The sequence below is a fragment of the Paenibacillus sp. LS-5 genome (assembly GCF_056121505.1).
Map to the genome: position 1 here is coordinate 1 of NZ_JBWAVA010000092.1, position 260 is coordinate 260.

1 protein-coding gene is annotated in these 260 nt (G+C 63.5%); it reads right to left on the bottom strand.

Annotated features, from left to right (window positions below):
• Positions 1-260: type I phosphoribosyltransferase (locus AC0MA3_RS26590; protein WP_474658359.1), on the bottom strand; the 260-nt coding region annotated here is incomplete at both ends.

The following is a 260-nucleotide window of genomic DNA, read 5'->3' on the forward strand; positions in this document are numbered from 1 at the left end:
CCTTGCGCACAACGAACGAGTCGTACACCTCGCCGCGAGCGACACCCTGGTGCATGATCGCCGAAGCAATCGGGTCCGCGCCCATCGTGAGGCCGCCGACTGCGACGACGCCATCGATATCTGCGATGAGGTCGAGCATGACCTGGCCGATGAGCGGGGCAGCGCGGTGATCGAGCGACAGCTTACGCAGATCGATGTAGTAGGTGGCCTTCTTGCCGCTCGTGAGCGTGAAATCGCCGTGGAAGACGGCCTCCGACTTG